20 protein-coding genes are annotated in these 22,822 nt (G+C 62.0%); 12 read left to right on the plus strand and 8 right to left on the minus strand.

Annotated features, from left to right (window positions below; genetic code table 11):
- From BUA38_RS20900 to ilvC, 4 genes are all read left to right on the plus strand, one after another.
- Window positions 1-696 (plus strand): class I SAM-dependent methyltransferase, encoded by a 696-nt coding sequence (locus BUA38_RS20900; RefSeq protein ID WP_072820814.1) that lies wholly within the window; start codon window positions 1-3, stop codon window positions 694-696.
- Window positions 697-794: 98 nt separating this feature from the next.
- Window positions 795-1,676, plus strand: coding sequence for an EamA family transporter (locus BUA38_RS20905; protein WP_072820816.1), 882 nt, complete (start codon window positions 795-797; stop codon window positions 1,674-1,676).
- On the plus strand, window positions 1,673-2,272 hold the full coding sequence (locus BUA38_RS20910; RefSeq protein ID WP_425304926.1) for a LysE family translocator: 600 nt from the start codon (window positions 1,673-1,675) through the stop codon (window positions 2,270-2,272). Before BUA38_RS20905 ends, BUA38_RS20910 begins: the two co-directional genes overlap by 4 nt.
- A gap of 150 nt (window positions 2,273-2,422) precedes the next feature.
- Entirely contained in the window at window positions 2,423-3,442 is a 1,020-nt protein-coding gene (ilvC, locus tag BUA38_RS20915; RefSeq protein WP_072820818.1) for a ketol-acid reductoisomerase, read from the plus strand.
- 232 nt (window positions 3,443-3,674) lie between these two features.
- Here ilvC and BUA38_RS20920 read toward each other — a convergent pair whose 3' ends face one another.
- From BUA38_RS20920 to BUA38_RS20935, 4 genes are all read right to left on the minus strand, one after another.
- Window positions 3,675-4,145, minus strand: coding sequence for an SRPBCC domain-containing protein (locus BUA38_RS20920; protein ID WP_072820820.1), 471 nt, complete (start codon window positions 4,143-4,145; stop codon window positions 3,675-3,677).
- Window positions 4,146-4,147: 2 nt separating this feature from the next.
- Entirely contained in the window at window positions 4,148-4,498 is a 351-nt protein-coding gene (locus tag BUA38_RS20925) for an ArsR/SmtB family transcription factor (protein ID WP_072820822.1), read from the minus strand.
- A gap of 248 nt (window positions 4,499-4,746) precedes the next feature.
- On the minus strand, window positions 4,747-5,142 hold the full coding sequence (locus BUA38_RS20930) for a RidA family protein (protein ID WP_072820824.1): 396 nt from the start codon (window positions 5,140-5,142) through the stop codon (window positions 4,747-4,749).
- Window positions 5,143-5,256: 114 nt separating this feature from the next.
- On the minus strand, window positions 5,257-6,246 hold the full coding sequence (locus BUA38_RS20935) for an AraC family transcriptional regulator (protein WP_072820826.1): 990 nt from the start codon (window positions 6,244-6,246) through the stop codon (window positions 5,257-5,259).
- 961 nt (window positions 6,247-7,207) lie between these two features.
- Here BUA38_RS20935 and BUA38_RS20945 point away from each other — a divergent pair.
- The 5 genes from BUA38_RS20945 (at window position 7,208) to BUA38_RS20965 (ending at window position 13,116) form a co-directional block, all read left to right on the plus strand.
- The gene (locus tag BUA38_RS20945) at window positions 7,208-8,917 is read left to right on the plus strand and encodes a sulfatase-like hydrolase/transferase (protein WP_072820830.1); all 1,710 of its coding nucleotides are present in this window, start codon (window positions 7,208-7,210) and stop codon (window positions 8,915-8,917) included.
- Between the two features lie 130 nt (window positions 8,918-9,047).
- A complete protein-coding gene (locus tag BUA38_RS20950) occupies window positions 9,048-9,923 on the plus strand; it encodes an MBL fold metallo-hydrolase (RefSeq protein ID WP_072820832.1) in 876 nt (291 codons plus the stop codon).
- Window positions 9,924-9,957: 34 nt separating this feature from the next.
- On the plus strand, window positions 9,958-10,539 hold the full coding sequence (locus BUA38_RS20955) for a hypothetical protein (protein WP_072820834.1): 582 nt from the start codon (window positions 9,958-9,960) through the stop codon (window positions 10,537-10,539).
- 58 nt (window positions 10,540-10,597) lie between these two features.
- The gene (locus tag BUA38_RS20960) at window positions 10,598-11,377 is read left to right on the plus strand and encodes a M15 family metallopeptidase (protein WP_156898604.1); all 780 of its coding nucleotides are present in this window, start codon (window positions 10,598-10,600) and stop codon (window positions 11,375-11,377) included.
- A gap of 116 nt (window positions 11,378-11,493) precedes the next feature.
- The gene (locus BUA38_RS20965; RefSeq protein ID WP_072820838.1) at window positions 11,494-13,116 is read left to right on the plus strand and encodes an ABC-F family ATP-binding cassette domain-containing protein; all 1,623 of its coding nucleotides are present in this window, start codon (window positions 11,494-11,496) and stop codon (window positions 13,114-13,116) included.
- A gap of 375 nt (window positions 13,117-13,491) precedes the next feature.
- Here BUA38_RS20965 and BUA38_RS20970 read toward each other — a convergent pair whose 3' ends face one another.
- A complete protein-coding gene (locus BUA38_RS20970) occupies window positions 13,492-16,752 on the minus strand; it encodes an efflux RND transporter permease subunit (RefSeq protein WP_244553003.1) in 3,261 nt (1,086 codons plus the stop codon).
- A 332-nt stretch (window positions 16,753-17,084) separates the two neighbouring features.
- Between BUA38_RS20970 and BUA38_RS20975 the strand changes: the two genes are divergently transcribed.
- Together BUA38_RS20975 and BUA38_RS20980 are read left to right on the plus strand one after the other, a co-directional pair.
- Window positions 17,085-17,717, plus strand: a complete 633-nt coding sequence (locus BUA38_RS20975) for a tetratricopeptide repeat protein (protein ID WP_072820840.1) — start codon at window positions 17,085-17,087, stop codon at window positions 17,715-17,717.
- A 12-nt stretch (window positions 17,718-17,729) separates the two neighbouring features.
- A complete protein-coding gene (locus BUA38_RS20980) occupies window positions 17,730-18,350 on the plus strand; it encodes a class I SAM-dependent methyltransferase (RefSeq protein WP_072826291.1) in 621 nt (206 codons plus the stop codon).
- A 6-nt stretch (window positions 18,351-18,356) separates the two neighbouring features.
- Here BUA38_RS20980 and BUA38_RS20985 read toward each other — a convergent pair whose 3' ends face one another.
- The gene (locus BUA38_RS20985; protein ID WP_072820842.1) at window positions 18,357-19,328 is read right to left on the minus strand and encodes a J domain-containing protein; all 972 of its coding nucleotides are present in this window, start codon (window positions 19,326-19,328) and stop codon (window positions 18,357-18,359) included.
- A gap of 763 nt (window positions 19,329-20,091) precedes the next feature.
- Here BUA38_RS20985 and BUA38_RS20990 point away from each other — a divergent pair.
- Window positions 20,092-20,358, plus strand: a complete 267-nt coding sequence (locus BUA38_RS20990; protein ID WP_156898605.1) for a hypothetical protein — start codon at window positions 20,092-20,094, stop codon at window positions 20,356-20,358.
- A gap of 42 nt (window positions 20,359-20,400) precedes the next feature.
- Here BUA38_RS20990 and BUA38_RS20995 read toward each other — a convergent pair whose 3' ends face one another.
- Entirely contained in the window at window positions 20,401-21,972 is a 1,572-nt protein-coding gene (locus BUA38_RS20995; RefSeq protein WP_072820846.1) for an ABC transporter permease/substrate-binding protein, read from the minus strand.
- On the minus strand, window positions 21,969-22,739 hold the full coding sequence (locus tag BUA38_RS21000; RefSeq protein ID WP_244553322.1) for an ATP-binding cassette domain-containing protein: 771 nt from the start codon (window positions 22,737-22,739) through the stop codon (window positions 21,969-21,971). Before BUA38_RS21000 ends, BUA38_RS20995 begins: the two co-directional genes overlap by 4 nt.
- Between the last annotated feature and the right edge of the window lie 83 nt (window positions 22,740-22,822).

Below are 22,822 nucleotides of genomic sequence, written 5' to 3' on the forward strand. Positions count from 1 at the left end.
ATGCTGGCGCGCGACTGGTACTATAACCAACGTCGGCGGATCGGGATCGACAGGGCGGTCGCTTCGCTTTACGGCGGCGATGACGACGCCGATCTGCGCGCGCGCGCTACATTGTCCAGGCTGGGCGTAAAAAAGGGCTGGCGTATCGCCGACATCGGTTGCGGCAACGGCGTGCTCGCCTGCGAGGCGGCGCGGGCCGGCGCCGAAGTCGACGCGATCGATATATCACCGGCGATGCTGGCGCTCGCCGAAATCTCGGCAAGCGACCGCAAGGTCGCGATCCGCACCCAATCGGCAGGGCTTTTGAGCTTTGCCTATCAGCCGAGCAGCTATGACCTCATCGTCAGCGAATTCACGCTGCATCACCTGCCGGATTTCTGGAAGGCGGTGGCGATGTCGCGGATCTTCGCGGCCCTGAAGCCCGGCGCCAATTTTTTTCTGCGCGACATCGTGTTCGTGCGCACGCCCGACGGCACCGAGCGCGACGTCGAGGAGTGGGCCGAGTTCTCGATCACCAACCACGACTTCAACCGCGACAGCGTCGTTACCCATATGCGCGACGAATATTCGACCTTCGGCTGGGTGATCGAGCGCATGCTGACGGATGCCGGCTTCGAACTGACCTCGGCCGATTATCACGCGCCGCTGCACGGCACGTATTTGTTGCGAAAACCGAAACACGGCGAGCAAGCATGATCCGGAAAAGCGGGAACCGGTTTTCCCTCGCGACAAATGCAAAGCGTTTGCGCGGAGATCATGCGCAGACAAAGGCTGACAACTAGAAAAAGAGAACAATGAAACCTGCCGACGTCTGCACTGCCGTCCTGGTCGCGGTGATCTGGGGAAGCTCGTTTGTGCTGAGCCGCATTGCGCTCGACGAATTGTCGCCGACGCTGATGACGGCGTTGCGCTTTACCATGGGAGCCCTGCCATGCCTCTTCGTGCCGCGGCCGAAGGTTTCATGGACGGTCCTGATTTCGATCAGCTTCACGCTGTTTCTCGGCCAGTTCCTCACCCAGGCCTACGGCATCGCGCACGGCGTACCGGTCGGCCTCACCAGCGTGCTCGTGCATAGCCAGGCGTTGTTCACGATTGCTTTCGCGGCGATCCTGTTCGACGAGCGTCCCTCGCGGATACAGACGGTCGGCATTGCAATTGCGACCGCTGGCTTGCTGATGGTCTGCGGCACCGTCGGTTATGACTTCAGCGTCTCGGCCTTTGCGGTGCTGATGCTGTCGCCGATTTTTTTCGCCGCCGGCAATCTCCTGCTGCGGCGCGCGCCAAACGTACCGATGTTCGATCTGTCGGCGTGGCTCTGTTTGGTGGCAGCGGTGCCGTTGCTGGCGGTTGCTGTCGTTCACGATGGCGCGCAACCAACCTGGCACGCGCTGTCGCAGATGTCGCTTCCGGTGTTCGGTTGCGTGCTCGGGATCGGCCTGGGCTCGACTTGCATCGCTTATTGGTTATGGGGCCGGTTGCTGCGCGACTATCCGGCGGCGCAGGTGGTGCCGTTCGCGCTGCTGGTGCCATTTGTCGGCTCGGCGGCCTCCAGCATCGTCTTTCATGAAACCTTCGGGCCGCTTCGCCTGGCCGGCATGCTGACGGTGATCGGCGGTATTGCCGTGATGGTGCTGTCGAAGCGGCGGCACGCGATTGCAGAGGTGGTGCGCGCATGATTTCGCGGGAGTTGTTTTTCGCCTTCGCCCTGTTCGCCGCGGTGATGTTCTTTACGCCGGGGCCGAACAACATCATGGTGATGTCGTCGGGGCTGACTTACGGCTTTCGCCGCACCTTGCCGCATATCGCCGGCGTCGTCATCGGCTTTGCCTTCATGGTCGGCGCGGTCGGCCTCGGCTTCGGCACGGTCTTCATTGCCTTTCCGGTGTTGCAGACCATCCTCAAATATGCCGGCGCGGCCTACCTGATCTATCTCGCGGTCATGATCGCGATGGCCGGTCCGCCCAAGCCCGGAGAGGCGAGCCGCGGTCCGCTGACGTTCTGGCAGGGCGCGATGTTTCAGTGGGTCAACGTCAAGGGCTGGGTCGCGATCATCGGCACCATCACGGCCTATGCGGCGATTGCGAAATTCCCGCTCAACATCGTGCTCCAGGTTGTGATCTTCCTTTTGATGGGAACGGCCTCGATCACGACCTGGACGCTGTTCGGCAGCGCCTTGCGGCCGTTCCTGACCTCACCGCGTGCGGTGCGGATCTTCAATATCGCGATGGCGCTATTGCTGCTGGCCTCGCTCTACCCGGTTTTCATGGAATAGGAGCGACGAAAAGAGGGTTTACCCCCCTCCCTAAAATGTCTAGACCACGCGGGAAATTCGAAGGCCCCCGGCGGTCGATCTACCCCGAGCCTGACCCTTCAAACCTGATCCATCGGCCGCTTGCCGGCCCCGTCTACAGAGGAAACGAACATGCGTGTTTATTACGATCGCGATGCCGACCTGAACCTGATCAAGGGCAAGAAGGTCCTCATCGTCGGCTATGGCAGCCAGGGCCACGCCCATGCGCTGAACCTGAAGGACTCCGGCGTCAAGGAAGTGGCGATTGCGCTGCGCAAGGGCTCGGCTTCCGCGAAGAAGGCCGAAGCCGCCGGGTTCAAGGTGTACGAAGTCGCCGAGGGCGCCAAGTGGGCCGACCTCGTGATGATGCTGACGCCGGACGAATTGCAGGGCGATATCTATCGCGAGCACCTGCACGACAACATGAAGAAGGGCTCGGCGCTGGTGTTCGCCCACGGCCTCAACGTGCATTTCAATCTTCTTGACCCCCGGGCAGACCTTGACGTGCTGATGATCGCCCCGAAGGGCCCCGGCCACACCGTGCGTTCGGAATATCAGCGCGGCGGCGGCGTGCCCTGCCTGATCGCGATCGCCAAGGACGTCTCGGGCAACGCCCATGACCTCGGCCTCAGCTACGCATCCGCAGTCGGCGGCGGCCGCGCCGGCATCATCGAGACCACCTTCAAGGAAGAATGCGAAACCGACCTGTTCGGCGAGCAGGTCGTGCTGTGCGGCGGTCTGGTCGAGCTGATCAAGGGCGGCTACGAGACGCTGGTCGAAGCCGGCTACGCGCCGGAGATGGCCTATTTCGAGTGCCTGCACGAAGTGAAGTTGATCGTCGACCTGATCTACGAAGGCGGCATCGCCAACATGAACTATTCGATCTCCAACACCGCCGAATATGGCGAATACGTCACCGGCCCGCGCATCATCACCGACGAGACCAAGAAGGAAATGCGGAAAGTTCTGGCCGACATCCAGGGCGGCAAGTTCGCCCGCGACTGGATGCTCGAGAACAAGGTCAACCAGACCTCGTTCAAGGCGACCCGCGCCAAGCTCGCCGCCCACCCGATCGAGGAAATCGGCGCCAAGCTCCGCGACATGATGCCGTGGATCAAGAAGGGCGCGCTGGTGGACAAGAGCAAGAACTGAGGGCTCGTGCCCCGGATGCTGTGCAGCGTGCTGTTCTTCGCGGCGTGATGCACTGCTGATCCGGGGCCTGGAAGCTTGTAGTCAGCCCCTTTGGCAGCCGGGCAAAATGGATCCCGGCTCTGCGTTGCAGCATTGCATGCCGCAACGCGTCCGGGACGCGCGCCCAAGATCGCGGTGACTTTGAACAGAACGCGGTGCATTGCCGATGGACTTGCACCGCGTTTTTCGTTTTTTAGAGGATCGCAAGCTCTTCAAGCCGGGCATAGCTTGCCTCCATGCCGTGCTCCATTCCACTTTCGAGCATCCGCGCGCGCGTTTCCGCATCTGGCAGCGTCATGCGCATGGTCATCAACGTGCCGTCGCCATCCTTCTCGAACCGGGTTTCGCAATGATTGTCCGGCGTCTGTTCGGGCAGAAACATGCGCTCGACATGGACGATGCGGCTGAAAGGCTCAAGCTCCAGAAATTCCCCGGTGAGATGGAAGCCGCGGCGGCCGGGCATCGCCCATTCGTAGCGGATCTTGCCGCCCGGCCGTGGCTCGCAGATGCAGACCGGCATGGTCCAGCCGTCGGGGCCAAGCATCCATTGCTGGATGAGCGCGGGCTCGGTATGCGCGCGATACACGGCCTCGGGTGGTGCGGCAAAGTGCCGGACCACGATCAGGAATTGGTCACCCTCTGTTTTCAGCGTCAGTTTACTCATCGCTACTTCTCTCCTCGTTTTGAAGTCATGGCCGCCAGGAGCCCGTCAAGCCTCTCGTAGTTCTTGTCGAGCGCCTTGCGCAGCATGGCGAGCCATTGGTCGATGTCGTCGATTCCGGCATCCGACAGTCGGCAGTGGCGGCGCGTGCCGTCGGCCCGTCGAACGATCAAGCCCGCGCTCTCCAGCATCTTCAGGTGCCGCGAGATGGCGGGCTGGCTCATGTCGAACGGCCTGGCGAGTTCCATCACGGTGGCCTCGCCCTTGGTGAGGCGGGCCAGAATCGCCCGGCGCGTCGGATCGGCGAGTGCGAGGAAAGCCGCATCAAGGCGGGCGGAACGTTCTGTGCTAATCATAACTCATATGTTATATAACAAATGAGTTATGGTCAAGGCCGGGTATGATGATTTTTTGCCCGTGATCGAGCAGGGCGCGTCGCTGGACGAGACGAAGAACTCGGCGAACTGGCCTCATGGTTCGAGACGCCGCAAACGCGCGGCTCCTCACCATGAGGGTCTAGCCCAGAATGAAGACCTCATCCCGAGGAGGCGCGAGCAATAGCTAGCGCCGTCTCGAGGGATGGCCAGGACATGAAAGCGGCGCCCTACAGCGCCGCAATACAATCGATCTCGATATCGAACGGGCCGAACCAGCGCGGCACGCAAACGAAGATCCGCGCCGGCGGATTGTTCGGGAAATACCGATCGTAGACCGCGTTAACGGCGGCGAACTTTTCCGCCGAGGTGCAATAGACATTGCACTTGAGCACCTGGTCGAGCGAGGAGCCCGCTGTTTCCACGCAGAGCTTCAACTGCGCCAGCACGATCTCGGCCTGGCGTTCGACCGATGCGCCGACGGCGACGTTGCCGGTCTCGGGATCGAACGGCGGCAGCCCCGACACGTAAATCGTATCGTTGTGCCGCGTGGCGATGCAGGCGGGTGCCTTCACCCGCTCCAGGTATGTCGTCAGGGGTTCGACGCGGATCGTTTCTCTTGCCATGCATTTGCTCCATCGGCTGGGGCGTCTGCTTTAGCAGACGGTCCCGATCGCATGCTTCGATAAAGATCGAAGTGTCGATGTAGCGATAATGCTTGCGGGTTTGTAAGGCCGGCCTCAGCCGTGGCGGCCCGCTTTGGCCAGCGTCTCCGAGGGACGCTCGCCGAAGGCTTCGCGATAGTCGCGCGCGAAGTGGCCGAGATTGCCGAAGCCGCAGATAAAGGCGACCGCGGTCACTGACGTTTCCTTGTCGGCAGCGGTCAGCATCTGGCGGGCGTGGCGGAGCCGGACCGTCCGGGCAAAGGCCATCGGCGAATAACCGCGGGTCTGCTGAAAGGCGCGGAAGATCGCGCGGGCGCCGACGCCGGTGGCTTCCACGAGCTTCTCGATCGTGATCGCCTGGTCCCAATGCGCTTCGATGAAATCTTCCGCCCGGCGTACATGCGAGGGCAGCGTATCTTTTGGCTCGCGCTCCAGGAGATGGCTGAAGTTGTGACGGTTGGCGCACAGGAACGCCACCAGCACGGTCTGCTCGAGCTCGTGCAGCACCAGCGCCGGCAACTGGTCGGAACTGGCGTCGAGCTGCTCGGCGAAAAAGCTGGTCAGGCGCCAGAGCTGTTGAAAGCGCGGCGCGTTTCGGTTGATGGCATGTTCGAACTTGAGCCTGCCGTTCGGCCGGGCGCCGAGAAGATAAGTGAGCTTCCGTTCGAAAGCGCCGGCCTCGATCCTCAGGTTGAACCATTCATGGGCGCCAGCGCTGGCAATGGAGACTTTCTGGCCGGGTGACACGATGCAGCATTGGTCGGCATCCAGCGCAACCGAGTGCTTTCCGATCGTCGTTTGGCCCTTGCCGCTCAGGGTGCTGAACAGGCGAAACCGTTCGACCTCGGGAAAGTCGGCCCTCGCGGTGGCGCTGCCCCGGCCGTAGATCAGGCCGATGCTTTGAAGTTGAACGAGGTTGCCTCTCGCCGTCAGGTCTTTGGACGATTTGATCTCGGCACTGGTCGCGCCGTATCGCGTCAGCAACGCATGTCTGAATTCTTCCGGATCGGAAGTACGAAAGACCGGAAAGCGCTGGAGCGGATTGACCAGAGGTTCAAAAGACATGGTTCAGATCTGCTCGCGTGACTACACATCGTTGTGCGTCTGGTACCCATTACTTTCCGAAGTTCGCGAAAGGTAGAGTATTAGGTCTTCACGCTACAGGACTTTCCCATCGGCGGGAAGCAGCGGTCCGGCATGTGGTCGCGCGGTTATATCAATTGAAATATTTTGCACATCGATGCCTGTCGTTTGTGCACAAGCTATTCCATTTCAAGACGTGAATACCGCCGGCGCGAAGCAATGTTTGCTGCCAAAAAATGACATTCGTCATCTGTTACTTGGTAACGCGGCCGACGCGGAGCCGCGTCTCACTACCGACCGAGCGATGATGGCGACTTCGTTTGACCGCACCACTGATCTGATCGGCCCGCGCGCCTGGTGACCATGGAAGTCGCGGCGATGAATCCGGCGGGATCGATTGCGGCGAAAGCCCCGATCGCGACGGCATGCAGGCCAGCGAAGGTCACACCAGGATAGCGGCGGTTGCGGCGTCCACCGCGTCCAGCCATTGGGCCAGAGTCGCGCCAGCGCTTGCTGCCGAAAACGCCGTGCAAAAGAACACCAGCGAGGTTCGCGCGGTAAAGCGGATCACCCGGCGCACCCCGTCCGCGTCGAGTGGAGGGCGGCCGGAGCGAAGCGACGTTCGGGTGGGGCGTTAGTGCCGGCGAAAAGCCTATGCCGCGTGGAGTTCTTGAGGACCCCCACCCCAGCTCGCCGCCGCTCGCCGACCTTGAGAGCGAGCTTGCTCGCCTCGGACCCGCAAGGGGGAGGGAGAAGGCTGCCAGCGCCGCCGCGGCTTGAGGAGGCGGTTACCATGCCCGCGTTGTTGCGCCGCCAAATGCATTGCGGCTTTGTGACAATCAAACTACATTTTTATGACACGGCGTCGGGGGCCCGGGCTTCGCCGTGTGCCGGCTGGTCGTCGCCAGCCAAGGCTTGGTTGCGTCGGGCGGCACTGTCATCCATGGCAATCCCGCCCCAGTCTGGTCCCGCCGCGACTAGCGCAGCCGCAGGTCTTGCCGCGGTCTCAACCTGGCGGTGGCTGGCGGTGGCCGCGCCGCATCTGGCGGCGCTCGCCATCATGCTGGCGACCGAAGTCGATTTCTCCGCCCGGTTCGGCTTTCTCCTGACCTGGGCCTTCCTGAATTGTTTCTGGATCGCGTTGTTGCGGCGGCCGGCGCTGTCGGGGGCGCTGTCACTGACGCTGGTCGTGGTGCTGATCCTGCTGTCGCGCCTCAAGCACGACATCGCGCAGATGACCGCGAACTTCGTCGACCTGATGGTGATCGACCGCGACACCGCCGCGTTTCTGTTCACGATCTTTCCGGACCTGCGCTGGTCGGTGATTGCGGCGGCGCTGGTGACGCTGCCTCTGATGGCAGCGTTGTGGTGGCTCGATCCGTTTCGTTTTCGCCGCCTGCCGTCGCTGGCCTGCGCGCTTGGCTGTCTGGTCGGCCTCGTCGGCTATTCAATGGCCTTCCCGGAGGAAGCCTGGCGCGGCTATTTCGATGACGGCTATGTCTCGAAATTCGCCCGGTCCGGTGTCACCGCGGTGTCGGATTTCCTTCAATACGGATACATGGAGTCCGATGCGGTCGCCGACGGCCATCTGAAGACGCCGCTGGTCAATTCCTGCCACCCCACACGCCAACTGCCCAACATCATTCTCATTCACGACGAGTCGAGCTTTGACATCCGCCTCGCTGATGGCGTGAAGGTGCCGGCGGGCTATGGCAGCCATTTCAAATCCTTCGACGGGAAGGCGCGCAAGTTTCTCGCCGAGGGCAATGGCGGGCCGAGCTGGTTCACCGAATACAACGTGCTGGCCGGGCTCTCGTCGCGGTCTTTCGGCCGCTTCGCCTATTTCGTGACGCGGATCGCATCCGGTCGTGTCGAGCGAGGCCTGCCACTGTCACTGCGCCGCTGCGGCTATAACACGCTGTCGCTTTATCCCGCGTTCGGCGCCTTCATGGGTGCGCGCAACTTCCAACTCACAACCGGCATCCAGCACTTCTACGATGCGCAGGATCTCGGTGCATCGGAAATCGAGCCCGACAGTTTCTTCTACGACAAGGCGCTCGGCCTGATGTCAAAGCATTCTTCCAGTTCGCCGCTGTTCACCTTCGTTTATCTGTCGGCCAATCACTTTCCCTGGGAGCCGCGTTTTCGTCCGGACCTGATGCCCACATGGCGCGATACGGGCAATGGACCTGTCGTCGACGAATATCTGCGGCGTCAGGCGATGAGCGTGAGCGACTATGCCGCGTTCATTGCCTCCTTGAAGAAGCAGTTTCCGGGTAAGCCGTTCCTGATCGTGCGCTATGGCGATCATCAGCCGGAATTCTCGCCGCATCTGCTCGACCCCGGCCTTGATCAAGCCGGGATCGGCAAGAAGCTCGAGAGGTACGATCCGCGCTATTTCGCGACCTATTACGCCATCGACGCGGTCAACTTCGCGCCAGTCGCAAGCCCCGCCGTCATGGATACGATCGATGGTCCCTATCTGCCGCTGGTGATCCAGGAGGCGGCGGGCGTTCCGCTCGATCCGTCCTTTACCGAGCAGAAGGAGATCATGCTCCGCTGCCAGGGCCTGTTTTACGGCTGCAAAAGCGGGGCTGAAGCGCGCCGCTTCAACAGCCTTTTGATCGATGCCGGTCTGATCCAGGGGCTGTAGAACTTTTTCCGATATTTTGCGGCAGCCGCTATTCCGAACCGGTCACCCAGCCGTGCGGGACGGCTTGCTTGAACGCTCACGACAGTGTCGGTACGTTCGCGTCCAGGAAATTTCCGGGAGCGCGCGGGCCATGAAGCAGATCAGGATCGGCGACGTCACCATCGATTCCGTGATCGAGCGCGACGGACCCTGGCGGCGGCCGCAGGATTTCTTTCCCCACTATGACGAGGCGACCTTCCGCCGTCATCTGCCCGCAATGGAGCCCGAGGTCTGGGACGAGGCGGAAGGCAAGATCGTCATCACCTATCAGACTTTTGTGGTACGCACGCCGCGCTACACCATCCTGGTCGACACCTGCACCGGCGAGGACAAGGGCCATCCGCCGCCGTTCGACTTTCCCGGCAAGGAGCGCTGGCGCAACGAACTGTTTGCGCTCGGCATCGGTTTCGAGCAGGTCGATTACGTCTTCTGCACCCATCTGCACATCGACCACACCGGTTGGAACACGACCTTGCGCGACGGCCGCTGGGTGCCGACCTTTCCGAACGCCAAATACGTGTTTCACAAAGGCGAATATGCGGCGTGGGAAGCCGAACACAACAAGCGCAACGATCCGCCGGGCACCGTGTTTCGCGACAATTGCCTGCCCATCGTCGAGGCCGGGCAGGCGCTGTTGGTCGACGACGACTACGCGCTCGACGATACGATCACGCTGACGCCGACGCCGGGACATTCGCCCTGTCACTGTTGCGTCAACATCCACTCAGGCGGCAAGCGCGCCGTCGTCGCCGGCGACCTCATGCATCATGCGATCCAGTGCCGCGAGGTCGACTGGTCGTCGAAACCGGACTGGGACATGAGGCAGTCGGCCCAGTCGCGGCGGTCGTTCTTCACCTCGGTCGCGGGCACCGACACGCTGATCCTGCCGATCCATTTCCCGTCGCCGACGGCCGGCTTCATTACGGCTGACGACGGGCGCTTCAACTATCGCTTCAAGCGCGACTGAATTTTTACAGAAAATCCAACGAAAGAAACCGGAAATGCCGAAATATCCCTTGATCGTCCTGTTGGCCGCGCTCGGCGCGGCGCCGGCCTTTGCTACGTCCTCATTGGCCGCCGAGATGAAGCCCGTGATCGACAACGAGCGCGTCAAGGTCTGGGACATAACCGAGAGCATCCCGGCCATGCCCGACGATTTCGTCGCCATCGACTTCGCCAAGGGCACTGCCATCTATGGCCGTGCGGGTGAGACCGCGGGCGTCCCGGGCGTTCGCACCGTGATCATCGACCTGAAAAACAACCCGGTGCCGCCGCGCGCCAACAACTCCGGCTATCCCAACGCCTATCCGCGCCCGCATATCGACAAGCTGATCGAGAACGACCGCGTCATCGTCTGGCACTACCGCTGGTTCCTCAACGATCCGACGCCGATGCATTTCCACGACAAGGATGTCGTCGTCACTTATCTCGAAGACTCGCCCCTGCAATCGACCGAGCCGAACGGCAAGGCCGTCGTGAACGAGTACAAATCGGGCGATATCCGCTTCAACAAGCGCGACCGCATCCACACCGAGCTCGTGGTGCGTGGCTCGGCCAGTGCGGTGATCATGGAATTGAAGTAGGATGCGGCACATCCCACAGCATCTTCAAATCCAGATGCATTAACCAGCGGACGTAACGGTGAGACGCTTCATACCCTTCGCGTTGGCTTTGATTTTTTATCACGGCGTTATGAACAGCGCCGTACTTGCTGCCGATGTGAGAGCTGCAATTGCGGCAGTCTCGGCCGACCTTTGTGGTGAAATGATCCGTCACAAGACTCTCACTGATAAAGGACCGGTCAATTGTAGCCGACTGAAACTCATCAAGTTCAGCTACTTCGGATTTGACGACGCTGCGCACTCTGATGGCGAGATCATCGTCCTTGATGCCGCCGCGCACTATGTCGCTGCCATATTCGATGCGCTTCTCGATCGCCACTTCCCGATCGCCAAGGCACACCTGATGAACCACTATGACGGCGACGATGATGCCGCGGACGTCGACAATAATACCTCGTCTTTCAACGACCGTGTCGTGGCTGGGACCAATACCTTGTCATTGCACGCCTACGGCCTCGCGATTGATCTAAATCCCGTCCAGAACCCGTTCATCCAGATTAAAGCTGGAAAGCGTGAGGTTTCTCCGGACGAAGGAAAGCAGTATCTCGACCGAAACGCCACGAAACCAGGCATGGCCGAGACAGTCATCGACATCTTTGCCGACAACGGCTTTTCGATTTGGGGAGGCGACTGGCACAGTCCGATCGACTACCAGCATTTTCAGGTCAGTCGGGCTCTTGCGCAGCAGCTGGCGAGTGTGTCCGCCGCGAATGCCCGAGCCATTTTTGAGCAGCACGTTGAGCGGTATCGTCAGTGTCGGCGAAGCGGGAAAAGTAGAGGAGATTGCGGGGTAGATTGACGCTATCTCATTCGTACTGCCTTGGGGACATAGTGGTTTGCGGTCGAACGGTCTTCCACTCCCGCCCGATATCGCCTAAGAGCGGCCCGAAACCTTGATCCGGGCTCCCTCCACGCATGATTAGACTAGACAATATCAGTAAGCAGATCGGCCATCAGATCCTGTTCATCGAAGCCTCCGCCACGCTCCAGAAGGGCGAGAAGGCGGGTCTGGTCGGCCCCAACGGCGCCGGCAAGACGACGCTGTTCCGCATGATCACGGAGCAGGAACTGCCCGATGAAGGACAGGTGTCGCTCGATCGCGGCATCACCATCGGCTATTTCAGCCAGGATGTCGGCGAGATGAGTGGCCGCAGCGCGGTGGCCGAGGTGATGGACGGGGCAGGGCCGGTCGCCGCGGTCTCGGCCGAGTTGAAGGCGCTGGAAGCGGCGATGGCCGATCCCGATCGCGCCGATCAGATGGAAGAGATCATCGCGCAGTATGGCGAGGTCCAACATCGCTTCGAGGAACTCGACGGCTATGCGCTGGAAGGCCGCGCGCGCGAAGTGCTGGCGGGGCTTTCGTTCAGCCAGGAGATGATGGACGGCGACGTCGGCGTGCTCTCCGGCGGCTGGAAGATGCGCGTGGCGCTGGCGCGGATCCTGTTGATGCGGCCTGACGTCATGCTGCTCGACGAACCGAGCAACCATCTCGACCTCGAGAGCCTGATCTGGCTCGAACAGTTTCTCAAAGGCTATGAAGGCGCGCTGCTGATGACCTCGCACGATCGCGAGTTCATGAACCGCATCATCAACAAGATCGTCGAGATCGACGGCGGCTCCCTCACGACCTATTCCGGCGACTACGAATTCTACGAGACGCAGCGCGCGCTCTCCGAAAAGCAGCAGCAGGCCCAGTTCGAGCGCCAGCAGGCGATGCTGGCCAAGGAGATCAAGTTCATCGAGCGCTTCAAGGCGCGCGCCTCGCATGCCGCGCAAGTGCAGAGCCGGGTGAAGAAGCTGGAGAAGATCGAGCGGGTCGAGCCGCCGCGGCGGCGTCAGACCGTCGCTTTCGATTTTCCGCCGGCGCCGCGCTCGGGCGAAGACGTCGTCAGCCTGAAGAGTGTGCAAAAGGCCTATGGCAGCCGTGTCATCTATGACGGACTCGATTTCATGATCCGCCGCAGGGAACGCTGGTGCGTGATGGGCGTGAACGGCGCCGGCAAGTCCACGCTGTTGAAGCTGGTGGCGGGATCGACCGAACCCGACACCGGCGCGGTGGCATTGGGCGGCAGCGTCAAGATGGGTTATTTCGCGCAGCATGCGATGGACCTGCTCGACGGCGAACGCACGGTGTTCCAGTCGCTGGAAGATGCGTTTCCGCAGGCCGGCCAGGGCTCGCTTCGCGCGCTCGCCGGCTGCTTCGGCTTTTCCGGCGACGACGTTGAGAAGCGTTGCCGGGTGCTGTCGGGCGGCGAGAAAGCGCGGCTGGTGATGGCGATCATGCTGTACGATCCGCCGAACTTCCTGGTGCTGGACGAGCCGACCAACCATCTCGACATGGCGACCAAGGAAATGCTGATCACAGCGCTCTCGGAATACGAAGGCACCATGCTGTTCGTTTCGCATGACCGGCATTTTCTCGCAGCACTTTCGAACCGCGTGCTCGAGCTGACGCCGGAAGGCATCCATCAATATGGCGGTGGCTACACCGAATATGTCGCACGCTCCGGTCACGAGGCGCCGGGCCTGCACAGCTAGTGGAGTGGATTTGATCTTCGGATGCGAATGCTAGAATCGGACCGCTGGACGTTGTTGCGCCGCGCGATCATACGACAGCATTGCTGCCGCGATGATGTTCACGGGAACATTGACAAATCAGCGCGTCGCTACCAACCTCTCCCACGTGACCAACATCAACGGTTGGCCGAAGCAGAGGAGGTTTGATGACTCCACCTGCACAAAGGGCCGCGATTATCGCTGAGGCACCGGTTCGGGCTTAGGCGTAGCGGCAACCCCACGAACACCGTTCCGAGAGCGGCTTATGGCCCGCATCAGTGAGGCATGGGCCAATTGGCCCCTCTCGGAAGGGGGTTGCAGTTCCCCGGAATTCTCCGCGCGACATTTGAAGCATGTTTATTCGGCCGGTTGCGGGTTCGTGCTCGGTCCGGGCGCCGTCTCGCGTCCGAGGAAGTAGCTCTGCAACGCCGGCACGATCACCAGCAGCATGATCGGCCCGATCAGCATTCCCCCGACGATGACGGTTGCCAGCGGCCGCTGCACCTGACTGCCGATTCCGGTCGACAGCGCGGCCGGCAGCAGGCCGATACACGCCGACAGGGTCATCATCAGGATCGGCCGCATCTGCTGGTCGACCGCCTCGAACATCGCCTCTTCCGGGTCGATGCCGCTGGCGGCGACGCGATAGTAGCCGTGGATGATCAGGATGCCGCTCATGACGGCGACGCCGAACAGCGAGATGAATCCGATCGCAGCCGAGATCGAGAAGTTCAAGCCAAATGCGTACAGGCCGATAATGCCGCCGCTGATCGCAAAGGGCAGCCCAAGCAGCGCCAGCAGGCTGTGGCGGAGTGAATTGAACAGGCCGTAGAGCAGTACCATGATGAAGACGAACGTCACCGGCAGGATGATGGCGAGCCGCTTCTTGGCCTGCTGCAGCCATTCGAACTCGCCGGCCCAGTCGATGCGATAGCCGGTCGGCAGCTTGACGTTCTTGCCGATGCGCTCCTGGGCTTCCTCTACCGCGCCGGCAAGGTCGCGCCCGCGCACCGAGAACTTGATCGGCACAAAGCGCTGGTTGCGTTCGCGGAAGATGTAGGAGGCGCCGGTGTCGAGCGTGATCGCAGCGAAATCGCTCAAGGGTATGAAGGCGGTTCCGTTGGCGGTCTGAACGCCGACCTTGAGGTTGCGCACCTTGTCGATGTCGTTGCGGTATTCGGGCGCGAACCGCACCGCCACGCCGAACTGGCGGTCGGCCTCGAGCAGGTTGGTGGCGACCGTGCCGCCGAGCGCTGCCTGCACGACCGTGTTGGCGTCGCTGACGTTCAACCCATAGCGCGCCGCCTTCTCGCGATCGATCCTGATGTTGAGATTGGGCTGTCCAAGCACCCAGAACACGCCAAGGTCGGTAATGCCCTGCACCTTGGCCATTTCCTCCATGGCGTCCCTGGCGATCTTTTCCAGCGTCTTCAGGTCGGGGCCGACGATCTTGATGGAGTTGGCGCCTTTGACGCCCGACAGCCCTTCCTCGACATTGTCCTGGATGTATTGCGAGAAATTGAAATTGATGCCGACGAATTTTTCGGAGAATTCAGCCTGCAATTCCTCGACCAGCTTTTCCTTGGTGTAATTCGCGGGCCATTCGTCGAACGGTTTCAACGGCACGAAGAATTCGGCGTTGAAGAAGCCGGCGGCGTCGCTGCCATTGTCCGGGCGGCCATGCTGCGACACCACCGTGATGACCTCGGGGTGTTTCAGCAGGATTTCGCGCATCTGGTTCACGAACGGCATGCCGGCTTCCAGCGACAGCGTCGGCGGCATCGAGGCGCGAATCCACAAATTGCCTTCTTCCAGCGTCGGCAGGAACTCGCTGCCGAGGCGCGAGCCGAGGAAACCGGAGACCAGAAGGAACACGAACCCGATTGCGATCGTGACCGGCCGCCTCCGCAGTGAAAAGCGCAGCACCGGCCGATAGACACGACGTATGGCGCGCACCACGATGGTCTCGACCTCGCTGATATGCGCGGCCATCAATAGCGAGCAGAGGCATGGCGTCACGGTGAAGGTCGCCAGCAGCGCGCCGACCAGCGCATAGGCATAGGTCCTCGCCATCGGACCGAAGATCTGGCCCTCGACCCCCTGCATCGTGAACAGCGGGATGAAGGCCGCGACGATGATGGCAGTCGAAAAGAACACCGCGCGGTCGACCTGCATGGCGCTGATCAGGATCAGCCGGAGCCGGTCGGTCCATGTCATATCGGTCGATGGCTGGCCGGCGCCGGTGGGATCGTCGCCCCAGCGCTTTTCCGCAAGCTGATGGAACAGCGCCTGCTTCTCTTCCGGCCTCGATGCGAAGTTTCGATAGATGTTTTCAACGAGGATCACCGCGGCATCGACAATGATGCCGAAATCGACGGCGCCGACCGAGAGCAGGTTGGCGTCCTCGCCGCGAATGACGAGGATGATGATGCTGAAGAACAGCGCGAAGGGGACGTTGATGCCGACGATGACGGCGCTGCGCAAGTCGCCGAGGAACAGCCACTGCACGATAAAAATCAAAAGACAACCGAACAACAGGTTATGCATCACCGTGTTGGTGGTGACGCCGACGAGTGTCGAGCGGTCGTAGAACGGCACCAGCTTCAGCCCGGGCGGCAGGCTGCCGTCGGAGTTGATCTTCTCGATCTCGGATCGCACGCGCTTGACCACGTCGTTGGTGTGCAGCGTGCGGTTCATGATGATGATCGCCGCGACCACGTCTTCGTCATGATCGCGCCCGGCCTTGCCGAGCCGCGGCACATAGCCGATCGAAACCCTGGCGACATCCCTGACGAAGATCGGCAGGCCGCTTGGCGACGCCAGCATCACGTTCTCGATGTCGCGAACCTTGTATCCCTGCGTCAGATCGGTTTCGCCGCCGGAGTCCATCAGTCCGACGCCGCGCACGTTCACGGATTGCTGTCCGATATTGATGGTGCGGCCGCCGACATTGACGTTGGCGTTGCCGAGCGCAGTGATGACCTGCTGCAAGGTCACGCCATAGGCTTCGAGTTTTCGCGGATCGATCTCGACGTCATATTCCTTGGTGGTGCCGCCCCAGGTGTTGACCTGCACCACGCCGGGCACGGATAGCAGCCGCCGTTGCAGGATCCAGTCCTGGACCGTGCGCAGGTTGCTCAAGCCGAAATGCGGCGGGCCCATCAGCTCATAGCGGTAGATTTCGCCGACAAGGCTCGTTCCCTGGATTTGCGCCGAGACGTTGCCGGGCAGGGTGACGTTCTGCTGGAGATTGATGGCGGTCTGCGTCAGCGCAAAATAATAGTCGACGCCGTACTGGAAGACGACGCGGACAAAGGACAGGCCGAAGAATGAGGTCGAGCGAATGACGTCGACGCCGGGCGTCGCAGCGAGCCCGACCTCGATCGGGATCGTGTAATAGCGCTCCATCTCCTCGGCCGACAGGCCGCTGGATTGCGCCGTGATCTCCAGCATGACCGGCGCCGGATTGGGATAGGCCTCGATGTTGAGCCGGGAAAATGCAAAAATACCGGCCGCGACAAAGCCCAGCAGGCCCAGCAGGACCAGCGGACGCCGGGTCAGGCTGAAGGTGAGGAGTCCTTTAAGCAGAGATTGCCCCCCGAATTTTGAGGATCGCATTTCGCCCGGTGAACGGAAAACCGGACGAATCTCAGAGCGTTCCTCAATTGAGGGTGGATGGTAGACACTTTCCACGTGGGGCTGAAGTCCAAATCGGTCGGAAATGGCCCGCGTCCAGCGGAGTTTTCGCAGGCGGCGTTCCCTGGCGTCATGGCGGCCCGGCCGTAGGAATAAAATATATTTAACATTCCCACTTCCGGCGCTGCCCCGGCCGAGCGGCGAATGTCCGATCCGTGAGCGGCCAGACGTCACGCCATCTTCGCTTTTCGTCCGCCTCCGTCGTGCTATTCTAAAAACCAGATCCGGAAAGAAATCCGGACGGGAGGGGAGCCATGCTGAGGGGATTTGGGGCGCATTGCGCCTTTGCGCTTGCCGCTGGTCTGTTGGCCGGCACGTTCGATGTTCAGGCTGCCGGCAATGATGCCAACATCTGCATCAAGGAAGCCGGCGATGCGGCAATCGATGCTTGTTCGCGCGCCATCCAGTCCAAGCGCTTCTCCGGTCACGTGCTGGCGCGCCAGTATCTGAGCCGCGGCGTCGAACGGCGGGCGAAAGAGGATTATGAATCCGCGCTTGCGGATTTCGCTGAAGCGGCGAAGATCGACAAGAAATATGCCGACGCGTTCTACAACCGTTGCGCTGTCTACAATTTCAGAAAAGAATACGACGCGGCCATCACCGAATGCAGCCAGGCCATCAAGCTCGGCCCCAGCGCCGACGCCACCGTGGCCGGCGGCAGCGAACGTCTCGGAAAGGATAACGCGTTGTCCGACTACTACGCCGAACGCGGCTCTGCCTATTTCAGGAAGGACGACTACGTCCACGCGCTTGTGGACCTCGACAATGCGATCCGCCTCAATGCGAATAACGGCAGGGCGCTGAAAACCCGCGGGCTTACCTATGAGGCCAAGGGTGATTCCCGCGCCGCGGCCGACCTCGCCTCGGCCAAGCTGCTTGGCGAGTGAGGTTTGATGTTGATGTCGGAGGCAAGCGCGAAGGATCATTGGGAAGCGGTCTACACCACACGAGACGAAGCCGGCGTCAGCTGGTTTCAGGACAGTCCCTCACCCTCATTCGAATTGATCGAACGGCTGAAGCCAACAAGGGATACGCAGGTCATCGACATTGGCGGCGGCGCCTCCCGCCTGGTGGATGCGCTTCTGGAGCGCGGCTTCCGCCACCCTACGGTGCTGGACATTTCGCAAGCAGCGCTCGATCTCGCCTGTTTGCGGCTCGGCCGGCGTGCCAGCCTGGCGCGGTGGATCGTCGAGGACGTAAGGGAGTGGGAGCCTTCAAAGCGCTTCGACATCTGGCACGATCGCGCCGCGTTTCATTTCCTGGTCGAGGCATCGGATCGCGCCGCCTATGTCGCGCGGCTGACACGGGCGCTCAAGCCCGGCGGCCACGCCATCATCGCGACCTTTGCGCCGGACGGTCCGGAAAAATGCAGCGGACTGCCGGTCTATCGCACCGATGCGAAAGGGTTGGCGCAGGAATTGGGAGAGGCTTTCACTCTAGTGGATACCCAAGCGCACGATCACGTCACGCCCAACCATTCCAGCCAGCGTTTTCAATTTTCGGTTTTTCAGCGCCAATAAGAACGCTTACTGGAACGACGCCGTGGCGGCGTACCACTGCGGCTGCGGCGACACGTAGCGCGGCGCCGGCTGCGTCGTCACATTGCGCGGCGGTGTGCGCGGCACCGGCAACGGCACGGCCTTCGGCAGCGCGTCGGCATGCTGCGTCTTGCCGTTCGTGGCAGCGATCGACTTGGTCTTGCCCGGCTTCTCGCCCCGCTTCAGGAGCGGCAGTTCGGGGAAGGCGCGATCATCGGATTTGTCACGGAAGAACAAGAGGCCTCGGTCGACATAGGGTGCGGTGAATTTCGTCTCGAGCTGCGTCAGTTGATCAGCCTCGACGGCCGTGGCGCCGGCGTCGCCGTTGGCGAAAATCTCATGCACGTGAGAGAGGCTCACATGATCGGCCGCGGCCTCTGGTGCAGGCGGCGAGGCGCCTTCCGCCTCCGCTGGCGCCATGGCCATCGCGTTCACCACGCTGGCCGGACCCGTATTCTCGGTCCTGGCGGCGATAAAGGCGCTTACGGCGGCCGGGTCGGGCGCGTCGTTCGGGCTGACGGCTGCGATACTGGCGGTAAGCCGCGTCGTGAGGTCGTAGGGGCTCGTCACCGTGTGCGCGGCGGCAAGGCTTCCGGTGGGCGCAACGAGGGCCACCGACATGTGCATGAACAGGAGATAGCCGCCGACGGTCACGACCGAGACGGAGGCAAAGGCCAGCACGCCGGACGCGATCCGGTGAATCCGCGCGGCGATCGGATGCGCCGCCGCCGGGTCCTTTTCCTGCTGCGCCAGCACGAGCAAGTGGTCGTAAACCGCGCGCTGGTCCTTGTCCAAAAGGATATCGTTGGCGCGGACGATCTGCCGGAACTTGATCGCGGCATCGGGGTCGCCGGGCCGCAAATCCGGATGCGCGCCTTTGACAGCCTTGCGAAACGCAGACCTCAGGCCTTCGGCATCATCGTGTGGAAGTGCCCCAAGCAAATCGTAAAGCGTATCCATTGCGCTCTCGCTGCAGGATATTCACTCGTCCCCCGGCCGAAATTCCTGGTGCGAAATTCGCTGCGGAGTACGCGTCAACTAAATTCACCGCGACCAAAATCATGTTGATCCACTAGGGCGAAAAAATGACTGTATCCGCGTACGTCAAAAAAGCTTCTTGAGGCGAGGCAGGTTTTCTTAACAGGTCGCGCGTCATACAGCACATTGCCCGTGTGATACCGCAATGCTGCGCGGCTTGTGGCATAAGCAAGGCAGCGCTGCGTCAAGATCCGGCTCCCTGTTTCATTGCTGTGACGCCCGGCCCCGAACCTGATGGCGCGCTCGCCGTCGCGGGTCCGCAAAAATGGTTCGCGCCGGCGTGCCGGGCTGCCCCGACAGGCGCGTTAACCAACAAGCGGCGAGGCAGGTAGCGAATGTCAAATCCACTCCACCGCCCGGGCTGCAATTCGTTCCCGCGCAACCGTCACTCTAAAAAATACTTTAAGCCTCAATAAATGTTCTTTTAGTTGGCCCGCGCCACAGCAGGGCTAGATTCCTCTTATCGACCGGTTCGTCTCCGGGATTCTCCGGGCTGATCGCGAAGCGAGCAGCGCACGAGAACCGAACGCGGCGACGGGCCGGATCTGAAAGTTTCGTTGACCGCTAGCGCATGATCATCGCGCCAGGGCCCCGCATTGTTGCGCGGCACCGGCGCGGCGGAAAACTGCCCTCTTTTTCTTGCCGATCGTGCGTCGATTGGAAGATAGCCAAGGAGGAAATGACCATGATCAGACTATCGCTTATCGGCGTTGCCGCCGTTGTCGCCACGACCACCTTCGCAGTGCCCGCTTTGGCGCAACACAGGGCGACCCATGTCGCCAATGCCTATGCGCAGGCAAGCGCCGGCACCTGCGGTTATCAGGAGCCGGGCAACCCCTACAGCCAGCAAGAGGACTATCTGGCCTGGAGCGCCTGGCGCGCGCGCGGCGGCTGGGATGACAGGGTTGATACCGACTGTATGGCGAAACGTCCGGGCCGCTTTGGCTTCTGACGGATCGTTTGACGCGCGATGGAGCCCCCTCCATCGCGCGTCTTATTTTGCGGTCTTTGCTGAGTCGATCTTTTCCCACAGCCAGCGCGCCACTGCATCCGGCGAAGCCTCACTGTTGCCGCCCGCGGCGCGCAAATTCGCCTCCCGCATTACGGCAATATCGATGCGGCCGAGCAGCGCCTGCAACGCCGCCCGTAACGCCTGATCCTCGGCGCGCTTCGGCGCCATCAACACAATCGCATCGTAAGGCGGGATCGCGCTTTTGGGATCGTCGAGCGCGACGAGATCGTATTTCGCGATCAGCCCGTCGCTGGTATAGCCCGCGATCACGTCGACTTCGCCCGATGCCACGGCGGCATACATGAAATCCGGCTGCATCTGCCGCTGCGTCCTGAAGTTCAATCCATAGGCGGTTTGCAGCGCCTTCCATTCCGGCCGCGAGAAGAATTCATAGTCGGCGGCAATCGACATCGTGCCCGCGCGCACCGCAAGATCGGCGACGGAACGAATGCCGAGCGCTGCGGCACGTTTCCTCGGCATCACCAGCGCATAGGCGTTCTCGAAGCCGAGCTCGCCGAACAGCGTCACGTTCTGGCGTGCGAGTTCGGACTTCAACTCGCCCAGCAATTCCTGGCGCGGCTTTATTTCGCTGTGGTGAAACTGATTGGTCCACAGCGTGCCGGAATAGTCGACATAGACGTCGATATCGCCGTTCACCAGCGCCTGGTAGATCACGTTGGAGCCGAGGCCTTCGCGCCGGGTCGCGGGGAGGCCTGCGGCGGAGAGGCGCTCTCCGATCAGTGCCGCGAGCACATATTGCTCGGCAAAGGTCTTGGCGCCGACGACGTAAGCCTGTGACGAACGCGCCATCGAAGGCACGAGCGTGGCGGCGACCAGGGCTGCGATGCCGGCGCCGCCGAACACGACGCGAAGCCGTTGCCGCAGGCGCAGGCCCGCTTCGATCAGCGCGAGCAGTTGATCGACGGCGAGTGCGAGCAGCGCCGCGGCCGCGCAGCCGAACAGCACCAGCACCCAGTTCTGGGTTTGCAAGCCGGCAAAGATGTAATTGCCGAGGCTGGTCTGGCCAATCGGTGTTGAGAGTGTCGCCGTGCCGATCACCCAGACGGCGGCGGTGCGGATGCCCGCCATCATCACCGGCAGCGCCAGCGGCACTTCCACCATCGTCAGCGACTGCAGGGCGGTCATGCCGACGCCCTGGGCGGCTTCCAGGACCTGTGGCTCGATGCCGCGCAGGCCGGTGATGGTGTTTCGCAAGACCGGCAGCATCGAGTAGAGCGCAAGCGCCAGCACCGCCGGCAGGAAGCCGAACGCCGAGAAGCCGAAGCCGAACCATTTGAGCGTTAACGCGGTGGCCGCGAGCAGCAGCGGATAGAACAGCGCGAGCAGCGCCAGTCCGGGCACGGTCTGCACGATGCTGGCCACGCCCAGCAGCAAAGCGCGCATCACCGGACGGTTGCGCGACACGAGCGCCAGCGGCAGCGATACCAGAAGCCCGAGCGCGAGCGCGGCGAGGCTGACCCGCACATGGCTGCCGAGATAATCGGGCAGGCGGGTCCATGCCTCGAGCCAGCGCGGGTCGGAAAACAAACTCATGTGCTGCTCCCCGGGAGAGCCGCATTGAGGCGTTCGGCCTGCCGGCGCGGCGTGCGCAGCAATTCGGCGACATAGGCATCGCCGCTTTGCGCCAGCTCGGACGCCGTGCCTGTCGCCAATATCCGCCCCTCCCGCATCACCGCGATCCGGTCAGCCAGCAGAATGGCCTCGGTCATGTCATGCGTGATCATGACCGTGGTGAGTTCGAGCTCCTTGTGAAGGGCGCGGTAATCGTCCCCGAGCGCGTCGCGCGTCAGCGGATCGAGCGCGCCGAACGGCTCATCCATCAGCACGATCTTGGGTCTTGCGGCGAGCGCCCGCGCCACGCCGACGCGCTGGCGCTGGCCGCCGGAGAGTTCATGCGGAAAGCGGTCTCGAAACTGTTTGCGGTCGAGCCGCACGAGGTCGAGCAATTCATCGACCGTTGCCGCGATGTCGCTCTCGCGCTCCCCCTTGAGTTTCGGCGTGATGCCGATATTGGCGGCGACGCTCATATGCGGGAACAGCCCGCCGCTCTGAAAGACGGTGCCGATGCGCCGGCGCAGGCCGACCGGATCGGCGGCGCGGACGTCTTCGCCTTCAATGATGATGCGGCCGGTGTCCGCCTCGATCAGCCGGTTGGCGAGCCGCAGCAGCGTGGTCTTGCCCGAGCCGGAGCTGCCGACGATGGCGAGAAATTCGCACGTCCCGACGTCGAGTGAGACGTCGTCGACGGCCTTGACGCGGCCGCCATCAAAGCTCTTGCCGACATGGTCGAAGACGATCAGGGCGGCAACCTCCGTTTGCGGGCATGCGTCGTTTGTGGGAATGCGTCGCGGTTGAGGCCGCTTCAAAGCTCCCGCCATCCAAT

The organism is Bradyrhizobium erythrophlei, from assembly GCF_900142985.1.
In the GTDB taxonomy this organism is placed as follows: domain Bacteria; phylum Pseudomonadota; class Alphaproteobacteria; order Rhizobiales; family Xanthobacteraceae; genus Bradyrhizobium; species Bradyrhizobium erythrophlei_B.